At 66.5% G+C, this 9,542-nt stretch carries 11 protein-coding genes; 8 read left to right on the plus strand and 3 right to left on the minus strand.

All coding sequences use genetic code 11. The annotated features are described in order from the left end of the window. Positions 1–321: 321 nt before the first annotated feature. From ACXJKH_RS09525 to ACXJKH_RS09535, 3 genes are all read left to right on the plus strand, one after another. On the plus strand, positions 322–630 hold the full coding sequence (locus ACXJKH_RS09525) for a DUF3861 family protein (protein WP_457319245.1): 309 nt from the start codon (positions 322–324) through the stop codon (positions 628–630). A 49-nt stretch (positions 631–679) separates the two neighbouring features. Then, complete coding sequence (locus ACXJKH_RS09530; RefSeq protein WP_256777472.1) at positions 680–1,216, plus strand: hypothetical protein; 537 nt, start codon at positions 680–682, stop codon at positions 1,214–1,216. A 99-nt stretch (positions 1,217–1,315) separates the two neighbouring features. Further along, positions 1,316–1,912, plus strand: coding sequence for a DUF1439 domain-containing protein (locus ACXJKH_RS09535; protein ID WP_457319246.1), 597 nt, complete (start codon positions 1,316–1,318; stop codon positions 1,910–1,912). A 69-nt stretch (positions 1,913–1,981) separates the two neighbouring features. Here the strand turns inward: ACXJKH_RS09535 and ACXJKH_RS09540 are convergent, their stop codons facing one another. Together ACXJKH_RS09540 and ACXJKH_RS09545 are read right to left on the minus strand one after the other, a co-directional pair. Next, complete coding sequence (locus ACXJKH_RS09540; protein ID WP_457319247.1) at positions 1,982–2,524, minus strand: type 1 glutamine amidotransferase domain-containing protein; 543 nt, start codon at positions 2,522–2,524, stop codon at positions 1,982–1,984. Between the two features lie 138 nt (positions 2,525–2,662). After that, a complete protein-coding gene (locus ACXJKH_RS09545) occupies positions 2,663–3,130 on the minus strand; it encodes an SET domain-containing protein (protein ID WP_256777475.1) in 468 nt (155 codons plus the stop codon). Positions 3,131–3,305: 175 nt separating this feature from the next. On the opposite strand from ACXJKH_RS09545, the gene ACXJKH_RS09550 reads away from it, so the two are divergent. From ACXJKH_RS09550 to ACXJKH_RS09570, 5 genes are all read left to right on the plus strand, one after another. Then, positions 3,306–3,758: an SUF system Fe-S cluster assembly regulator gene (locus tag ACXJKH_RS09550; protein WP_256777476.1), complete on the plus strand. Its 453-nt coding sequence runs from the start codon at positions 3,306–3,308 to the stop codon at positions 3,756–3,758. Between the two features lie 16 nt (positions 3,759–3,774). Then, positions 3,775–5,250 (plus strand): Fe-S cluster assembly protein SufB, encoded by a 1,476-nt coding sequence (gene sufB / locus ACXJKH_RS09555; RefSeq protein ID WP_457319248.1) that lies wholly within the window; start codon positions 3,775–3,777, stop codon positions 5,248–5,250. Positions 5,251–5,316: 66 nt separating this feature from the next. Next, positions 5,317–6,081, plus strand: a complete 765-nt coding sequence (gene sufC, locus ACXJKH_RS09560) for a Fe-S cluster assembly ATPase SufC (protein ID WP_457319249.1) — start codon at positions 5,317–5,319, stop codon at positions 6,079–6,081. Next, positions 6,081–7,343, plus strand: coding sequence for a Fe-S cluster assembly protein SufD (gene sufD / locus ACXJKH_RS09565; protein WP_256777479.1), 1,263 nt, complete (start codon positions 6,081–6,083; stop codon positions 7,341–7,343). The genes sufC and sufD overlap by 1 nt, the downstream gene beginning before the upstream one ends. After that, the gene (locus ACXJKH_RS09570) at positions 7,340–8,596 is read left to right on the plus strand and encodes a cysteine desulfurase (RefSeq protein WP_457319250.1); all 1,257 of its coding nucleotides are present in this window, start codon (positions 7,340–7,342) and stop codon (positions 8,594–8,596) included. The genes sufD and ACXJKH_RS09570 overlap by 4 nt, the downstream gene beginning before the upstream one ends. A gap of 243 nt (positions 8,597–8,839) precedes the next feature. Here ACXJKH_RS09570 and ACXJKH_RS09575 read toward each other — a convergent pair whose 3' ends face one another. Beyond that, on the minus strand, positions 8,840–9,355 hold the full coding sequence (locus ACXJKH_RS09575) for a hypothetical protein (RefSeq protein WP_457319251.1): 516 nt from the start codon (positions 9,353–9,355) through the stop codon (positions 8,840–8,842). Between the last annotated feature and the right edge of the window lie 187 nt (positions 9,356–9,542).

Below are 9,542 nucleotides of genomic sequence, written 5' to 3' on the forward strand. Positions count from 1 at the left end.
GGGGACATTCGCCGGAAAGGGTATGGGGGCCCAGCGCCCCAACCACCGACCGCCACGCGGAAAATGATTCAAGGCGCGCTTCGTGCTTGCTCCATATGCAGGCGAAGAACCTTTTTTTGCGCTGCCGCGCAGGTAGCGAGACACAGCGTTGCCGGACGCGTCCGATCGCACAATCCGGCGCGCAAAGCCCGCTGCCACAGCCCTTTCCACGCATTGGCCTGCACCTGGAACGCACAAGGTGGAACACTGCGTGCGACCGCACCGGTCGTCGCCGGCGATGTGCCCGCCTATGGTGGGCCTGTCCCCCCAACGCCAGCCGCCATGACCAGCCCCTCCCAGCGTTACCGCATTACCGTTACCCCGATCGAGAAGGACGGGTTGCAGTGCAGCGGACGCTGCACGATCGAACTGGAACACCGCGCCCAGCAGGACTGGATGCGCCTGCTGGAAGTCGCGCGCCGGCAGAGCGGCCTCAGTGGTGATGAGCGTGCGGCGGCGATCGTGGCCATCCAGCTCCTGCACGACCTGGCCCAACGCCACGCGCAGGAACCGTCGCATCCACTGACCCGCCTGCAGCCGCAGCTGGGTGAAGTGCTCGGCGCGCTCCAGGACATCCAGCAAGCCCCCTGACGCGAGCGACCGCCCGCTACACTCTCCCCTTCTCCGGGGAGAGTCCGCCATGCGTCGTGCCGTGATCCTGTTGCCGCTCCTGCTGCTGGGTGGATGTTCGTGCCAGCGTCATGCCGGTGACGCCGGCAGCACCCAGGCAGATGCGACCACGCGCGCAGCCGCGCCTGCCGCGGCCGATGATGCACAGGCGGGCGCGGTAGTCGCGATGGCGCCGGCAATACTGAGCGCCGTGCCGCCCGACGCAGCCGACGAAAACACCGTCGTGCGCAATTACTTCAACGCGGTGATGCGCCGCGACCATGCCGCCGCCGAGGCCTTATGGAGCGGCGGCGCGGCAGGCAGGGACGACGCCGCCCTGCACGATCTCATGCAGCTGCCCGGCGTACGCGGCATCCGCCTGGAAAGCGATGTTCCCATCGCCCGCGATTCAGCGCAGCCCTCACGGCTGCGCGAGGTGCCGGTCACCCTCCGGGTCACCACCGCCGATCGGATCGTGCGCTACAAAGGCTGGTATCGGCTGCAGCCGCGCGCCGATGACAGCGGCTGGGAAATCCACGGCGCGTCACTGCAACCGGTGCTCGACTGAGCCTGCGGCAACGCCGTGCATGCCGCCATGCGCCGTCAAAGCTGGATTCAGCCGAAAGCGCTATCGTTGGCGTCTCTCTTCCCTGCCCGGCCTGACACCATGAACGTACGACCGCTGTTGTCCCGTCTTGCCGCCTGCACCGTACTGATTGCCGCCGCTGTGGGCGCACAGGCCGCACCGAGCGTGTCCGGCCGCCAGTTGTCCGTCGGCGCTCCCGACGTCCAGCAGTACCTGGACAGCAGCTTCCCGCGCACCCAGGACGCCCTCGGCGGCCTCATCGCGATGACCATGAGCCACCCGAAGCTGGCGCTGCCGCAGGGCAACCGTCTGGATCTGGGCTTCGACATCGCCATGGCCACCGCCGGCAGTGCGCCGGCCKCACTGGGCAAGGTCAAGCTGAGCAGCGGCCTGCGCTACGACGCGCAGACCCAGGGCTTCCATCTGGACCAGCCGACCGTGGATGACTTCACTCCGGCCAACAACGGTGGCCGGCTGGATTCGCGCACGCGCAGCCTGCTCAACGCCTGGCTGACCGACTACGCACGCCGCGAGCCGATCTACAAGATCGACCCGGCCGTGGCCGGCGTGCTCGGCGCGCTGCAGGTGCAGTCGGCCCAGGTCGAGAACGGCAAGCTGGTGGTTACCTTCAATCAGGATTTGGGCAAGCTGGTGCCGGCCGGGATGCTGGGCCGGTAAAGACCGCTCGTTGCTCGGCAAGCTCCAAACGTACGGCGGGTACCGATGGTTAATCGGTACCCGCACGGATCAACCCGCCAACGCCTTGGCGACCGCATCGGCAAACGCCGGAATGTCATCGGGCTTGCGGCTGGTGATCAGGTTGCCGTCCACCACCACCTCGGCATCGAGCCATTGCGCGCCGGCGTTGCCCAGGTCGGTCTTCAACGATGGCCACGAGGTCACCGCGCGGCCCTTGGCCAACCCCGATTCCACCAGCAACCACGGTCCGTGGCAGATCGCCGCGACCGGCTTGCCGGTGGCGCCAAAGTTCTTGATGAAGGCTACCGCCTGCGTATCGATGCGCAGCTTGTCCGGGTTGATCACCCCACCCGGCAGAACCAGCGCGTCATACGCCTCGGGTTTGGCACCGGCCAACGCCTGATCGACGGCGACACTCTCGCCCCAATCCTTGTCCTTCCAGCCGCGGATCTGCTTGGCGTCGCCCGGCGCGATCACCGTTACCGTGGCGCCCCAGGATTCCAGCAGGCGCTTGGGTTCCTGCAGCTCGGACTGTTCAAAACCATCGGTGGCCAGAACCGCCACCTGCTTGCCGTTGAGTGCGTGTGCCATGGAAAGCTCCGTTGAAAAGGAGCCTCCAGTCTGCGCAGTTGCGCATTGGGCAACAGTGACCGGCATGTGCACGCCATGTCGGTATCCACCGCGCTGCGCAGCGGGTACCGACCAAGGGCCGGTACGCCAGGGGTGCGATCAGCGCTTGGGCTGCAGCATCGTCCCGGTGCACTTCTTCGAACCGCAGCGGCATTCCCAGATCTTCTTCAGGCGCGCGGTGTGGCGCTCGGCCAGGGTGATGCCGTAGTTGTAGGTCAACTCGTCGCCCGGCTTGATGTCCTTGATCGCCTCGATGAACACCTTGTCCTCGCGGCGGTTGTCGCCCTCGGCCTCTTCGATCACCGCTTCGCAGTTCGGCTCGCAACTGTGGTTCAACCAGCGCGCATCGTTGCCCTTGTAGTTGGCATCGATGACGTAATCGTCGTTCAGGGTGAACAGGAAGGTGTGCCCGCTTTCCACGTCCCCGGTATCATCGGCATCCACGTCGGCGTGGCTGCGCAGCAGCCCCTTGTACTGGATGACCCGCTCGCCCTTCTTGATCGGCGCCAGCGCGAACACGCCATTGCCATGGATGGAGGACTTGCGGGCTTGGATCTTCTTGGGCATCTGGCTGGCCGTTGCGAGAGGTAGGCACCGATTCTCGCTTAATCTTTGTGATTGCCAAAGCGACGCGCGCGCCCGCCCCCGCGAGGCCCCGCCGCCACGCCCCTGAACGGGGTGGGTTGGATGCCCGCGGAGAAAAGCGTACAATTTCAGTCCGCTTTAAGGTTGTGCCCTCCCCATGCTCCGCGTCACCAAGCTCACCGATTACGCCACTGTCGTGCTGACCGTGCTCGCCGCCCGCCCGGGCGAGGTGCTCAGTGCCACCGAGTTGGCCGAGTTCGCCAGCCTCGAACCGCCCACCGTCAGCAAGCTGCTCAAGCCGCTGGCCCAGGCCGGGCTGGTCGAAGGCCTGCGTGGCGTGCGCGGCGGCTACCGCCTCACCCGCGCGGCCGACCAGATCACCCTGTTCGAGATCGTGGAAGCCATGGAGGGCCCGCTGGGCCTGACCGAGTGCGCCCACGAACACAGCCAGTGCGGACGTGAGATGCAGTGCGGCGCGCGCAGCAGCTGGCGGCTGATCAACGACGTGGTGTCCGAAGCACTGCGTGCGGTCAGCCTGGCGCAGATCCTGCCCCCTCTTCCCCTTGTTGACGCTCCCCGCCGCGTGATCGCGGCGGATGTCGTCTCCTGATCCACAGGCAGCCCCCATGGCCACCGATACCCTCGACACCGTCGCCGCCGGCGATACCCCCAACCGCGAGATCCATGAGCAGCTCGGCCGCAAGTACGCCGCCGGCTTCATCACGGACATCGAATCGGACTCGCTGCCGCCTGGCCTGGACGAGGACACCATCCGTGCCCTGTCGGCCAAGAAGGAAGAGCCCGAATGGATGACGCAGTGGCGCCTGGAGGCCTACCGTCACTTCCTGACGATGCCGATGCCGGACTGGGCCAAGCTGGAGATCGCCGCGATCGACCTGCAGGCGCTCAGCTACTACTCCGCGCCCAAGGGCCCCAAGTACGCCTCGCTCGATGACGTGCCCAAGGAGCTGCTGGACACCTACGACAAGCTGGGCGTGCCGCTGCACGAGCGCGCCAAGCTGGCCGGCGTGGCCGTGGATGCGGTGTTCGACTCGGTCTCGGTCGGCACCACCTTCCGCAAGGAACTGGCCGAGAAGGGCGTGATCTTCTGCTCGATGTCCGAAGCCATCAAGGAACACCCGGAACTGGTCAAGCAGTACCTGGGTACGGTGGTGCCGGTCGGCGACAACTACTTCGCCGCGTTGAATTCGGCGGTGTTCTCCGACGGCAGCTTCGTGTTCATCCCCAGGGGCGTGCGTTGCCCGATGGAACTGAGCACCTACTTCCGCATCAACGCCGGCCACACCGGCCAGTTCGAGCGCACCCTGATCATCTGCGAGGACAAGGCGTACGTGTCCTACCTGGAAGGCTGCACCGCGCCGATGCGCGATGAGAACCAGCTGCACGCCGCGGTGGTCGAGCTGGTCGCGCTGGACGATGCCGAGATCAAGTACTCCACGGTGCAGAACTGGTACCCGGGCGATGAGAACGGCGTGGGCGGTATCTACAATTTCGTCACCAAGCGTGCCGAATGCCGTGGCGCGCGCAGCAAGGTGACCTGGACCCAGGTGGAAACCGGCTCGGCGATCACCTGGAAGTACCCCTCCTGCGTGCTGCTGGGCGACGACTCGGTGGGCGAGTTCCACTCGGTCGCGCTCACCCATCATCGCCAGCAGGCCGACACCGGCACCAAGATGATCCACATCGGCAAGCGAACCAAGAGCAAGATCGTCAGCAAGGGCATCAGCGCCGGTCGCGGCCAGAACACCTACCGTGGCTTGGTCAAGGTCGACCGCAACGCCGACGGCGCGCGCAATTACACCCAGTGCGATTCGCTGCTGATCGGCAAGAAGTCCGGCGCGCATACCTTCCCGTACATCGAGGTCAAGAACCCGAGTGCGACGGTGGAGCACGAGGCGACCACCTCCAAGATCTCCGACGACCAGCTGTTCTATTGCCGCGCACGCGGCATCGACCAGGAAAACGCCGTGTCGATGATCGTCGACGGCTTCTGCAAGCAGGTCTTCCGCGAGCTGCCGATGGAGTTCGCGGTGGAAGCCAAGAAGCTGCTGGAAGTCTCGCTGGAAGGGTCCGTGGGTTAACCCCACAGCCGCCTTCGTTTGAATTTTTCAGCCACGCATGGCGTGGCTCTACCCCGGATTCGTATCATGCTGAAGATCGACAACCTCCACGCCCGCATCGGCGACAAGGACATCCTCAAGGGCCTCTCGCTCGGCGTGAAGCCGGGCCAGGTGCACGCCATCATGGGCCCCAACGGCGCCGGCAAGTCCACCCTGGGCAACGTGCTCGCCGGTCGCGAAGGCTATGACGTCAGCGCCGACAGCGTGCAGTTCGAAGGCCGCGACCTGCTGGACCTGGCGCCGGAAGAACGCGCCGCCGCCGGCCTGTTCCTGGCCTTCCAGTACCCGGTGGAAATCCCCGGCGTGAACAACACCTACTTCCTGCGCGCCGCGCTCAATGCCCAGCGCAAGGCGCGTGGCGAGGAAGAACTGGATTCAATGCAGTTCCTCAAGCTGGTGCGCCAGAAGCTGGCCGTGCTGCACCTGAAGGACGAGCTGCTGCACCGTGGCGTCAACGAAGGCTTCTCCGGTGGCGAGAAGAAGCGCAACGAGATCTTCCAGCTGGCCGTGCTCGAGCCCAAGCTGGCGATCCTGGATGAAACCGACTCCGGCCTGGACATCGATGCGCTCAAGAGCGTGGCCGACGGCGTCAACGCGCTGCGCTCGCCGGACCGCTCGTTCATCGTGATCACCCATTACCAGCGCCTGCTGGACTACATCAAGCCGGACGTGGTGCACGTGCTGGCCGACGGCAAAATCGTGCAGACCGGTGGCCCGGAGCTGGCGCTGGAACTGGAAGCCCACGGCTACCACTTCCTGAAAGATCGCGTCGTTCCCGAGGCAGCGGTCTGATGAGCGTCCTGCTGGATTCCCTCGCCAGCGGCTTCTGCGGCAGCGACGCGCGTCGTGCCGAACTGGATGCCGCCCTGCAGGCCGGCCTGCCCGGCCCGCGTACCGAAGCCTGGAAGTACACCTCGCTGCGCCAGCTGGAGCGTCGCAGCTTCAGCCCCGCGCCGCTTGCGGCCGCCGAGGTCGATGCTGCGCTGCTGGCCGACATCCCGTCGCCGCGCCTGGTGTTCGTCAACGGCCGCCCKTCCGATGCACTGAGCGACCTGGGCGCGCTGCCCGCCGGCGTGCAGTTGCAGACGCTGTCCTCGGCACTGGCCGCCGGCGATGAAGCCCTGCGCTTCCTCGGCCGTCGTTTCGAGCGCAGCGAAGAAGTGTTCGCCCGCCTCAACGCCGCCCTTGCCGACGAAGGCGTGCTGGTGCGCGTGGACGAAGCTGCGAAGATCGACCTGCCGCTGCAGCTGGTGTTTGTCAGCGTGGCCGGCAGCGCCGACCTGGCCTGGCACCACCGCCACCTGATCGAGCTGCGCAGCGGCGCCGCGCTCGGCGTGGTCGAACATCACCTGCACGTCGGCGATGCCGCGCACCTGGGCAACACCCTGGTGCACGTGCACCTGGCCCAGGACGCCGTGCTCTCGCATGCCCGCGTGCAGGCCGACGCCACCCGCGCCACCAGCCTGCTGCGTACCGATGCCGTGCTGGCCCGCAACGCGCAGTACCGTCGCATCGACCTGGAACTGGGCGCCGCGCTCAGCCGCCACGAGTTCAACGTGCGCCTGGAAGGCGACAACGCCCAGTTGACTGCCAACGGCGTGCTGCTCGGCAATGGCCGTCGCCACGTCGACACCCGCTTGGGCATCGAGCACATCGCGCGCGATACCGCCTCGGAAATGGTGTGGCGTGGCGTCGCCGCCAACCGCAGCCGGGTGGTCTTCCACGGCGGCATCCACATCCGCGCCGGCGCCGATGGCACCGATGCCAACCTGTCCAACAAGAACCTGCTGCTGTCGGCCGACGCGGAGATCGATACCCAGCCCACGCTGGTGATCGACGCCGACGAAGTGAAGGCCGCGCACGGCGCCACCGTTGGCCAGCTGGACACCAATGCGCTGTTCTACCTGCGCTCGCGCGGCCTGCCCGCCGACCAGGCCCAGCAGCTGCTCAGTGCCGCGTTCTGCCATGAACCGCTGAACGCGCTCGACGCACGCCTGACCGAACAGCTGCGCCGCCAGCTCGACCTGGCCCTGGCACGGGCAGGCGTGGCATGAACCTGTCCACCCCGCGCCCGGCGGCCGATACCGTGGCGGCCCCGGACTGGGATCGCGTGCGCCTGGATTTCCCGCTGTTGATGCGCGAAGTGCACGGCAAGCCGCTGGTCTATTTCGACAACGCCAACACCGGCCAGAAGCCGGTGCAGGTGATCGGCGCGGTGGACGAGTTCTACCGCCGCTACAACGCCAACGTCAGCCGCGCCGTGCATGCCCTGGGCACCGRGGCCACCGACGCCTACGAGGGCGCACGCAACAAGCTCGCGCGCTTCCTCAACGTGCGCCCCAGCGAGCTGGTGCTATGCAGCGGCACGACCTTCGCGATCAACCTGGTCGCGTACTCGTGGGCGCTGCCGCGGCTGAAGGCCGGTGATGTCATCCTGGTCTCGCGCATGGAGCACCACGCCAACATCGTGCCGTGGCAGCTGGTCGCCGAGCGCACCGGCGCCACCCTCCGCGTGGCCGAGATCACCCCCGACGGTGCGCTCGACCTGGACGCCCTGCGTCGTGCCATGACCGCCGAGGTCAAGCTGCTGGCCGTGGCCCACGTCTCCAACGTGCTCGGCACGGTCAACCCGGTGCGCGAGATCTGCCGTGAAGCACGCAAGCGCGGCATCATCACCGTGGTCGACGGCTCCCAGGCCGTGCCGCACCGCAAGGTCGACGTGGCCGCCATCGGTTGCGACTTCTACGCCATCACCGGGCACAAGATGTGCGGCCCGACCGGCACCGGCGCGCTGTGGGCCCGCCGCGAACACCTCGACGCGATGCCGCCGTTCATCGGTGGCGGCGAGATGATCAAGGAAGTGAGCTTCGAGGGCACCGTGTTCAACGATGCCCCGCACAAGTTCGAAGCCGGCACCCCGAACATTGCCGGCTTCATCGGCCTGGGCGTAGCGGTGGACTACCTCGAATCCCTCGGCCTGGCGCACGTGGAAACCCGCGAAGCCGAGCTGCTGGCGCACTTCACCGAAGAGCTCAACAAGATTGACGGCCTGCGCATCTTCGGCACCACGCCGCACAAGGCGGCCGTGGTTTCCTTCCTGATCGAAGGCGCGCACGCGCACGACCTGGCCACCCTGCTCGACCTGGAAGGCGTGGCCATCCGCTCGGGGCAGCACTGCGCTCATCCGCTGCTGCAGTACTACGGCGTGGCCGCGACCTGCCGTGCCTCGCTGGCGTTCTACAACACGCATGAGGAGATCGAGCGCTTCATCGTGGCCTTGAACAAGGTGCGCAAGCTGCTGGGGTGAGGTGCAACACCCCCTTGGCAGCGAAACGCCGTGGCTTGCCACGGCGTTTTTGTTTTCCGGGTGGCCAGGCCGTTGGATCACGGCTGACTGCGCGAGGCCGTCCCGGCGCAGTCGCGCGGAACATGTCCCGCCAGCTCACGCGGCATTCCGCAGCGCCGCCCCGCTTCCCACGGTGCCCGACGACCGTTCGGCGCCCGTGGAACGGCGTTCCCGGTCGAATTCTTCATGCGCTGACGCGCAGCCCTATTCGGCCCGCGTGGCTTCCATCTGTACGTGGGCGATCTGGTCGGCCAACAACTGCGCCGAGGGATCGACCACGCTCGCCCGCTTCGCCGACGCCAACGCGTCCTCCAGCAACTGCGCACGCACCTTCGGGTCCTGCTCTTCCCGTGACGCGGCGAAGCACCACGCGGCGTGGTGGTACAACTCCGACGGATCCCCCAGTTTCCGCGCCCGCACCCGCCACGGACCTGCCAGCCCGTCCACGTCGCCGCTGGCTTCGTAGTGCGAGATCAGCCGCTTGATGGCGTGGAGGTCGCCACCCTGGGCTTTGGCCAGAACCTGCGCGGTCTGTTCCGGAGAAAGATAGGTCCCGCTGGACGTCGTCGACCCTCGACATGCGGCCAGCAGAAAAAACACCGCGCACGGCAGTACGCACAGCATCAGAAACTGTTTCATGGAAAGCACCAGCGAAGATTGGRGGAGGAAGACGCGCTGCTCGGCTGTCACCACGGCAACGGCGCGGACCCTGTCATGCATCGCACTGTTGCGAACATTGCGACGCAATCGCAGGAGACGCAGGTCATCCTAGGCTGCATTCCGATAGGTAACCAACGCAGTGTTTCGATGATTCTGCGCGTGGCGATTCACGCTGTCGCATGCAAACGTTTACATCCAACATCATTTCAATGGATGCGTTTGCTGCGGACGACTTGTCGGTCAAATC

Source organism: Stenotrophomonas sp. P5_B8, assembly GCF_054049855.1.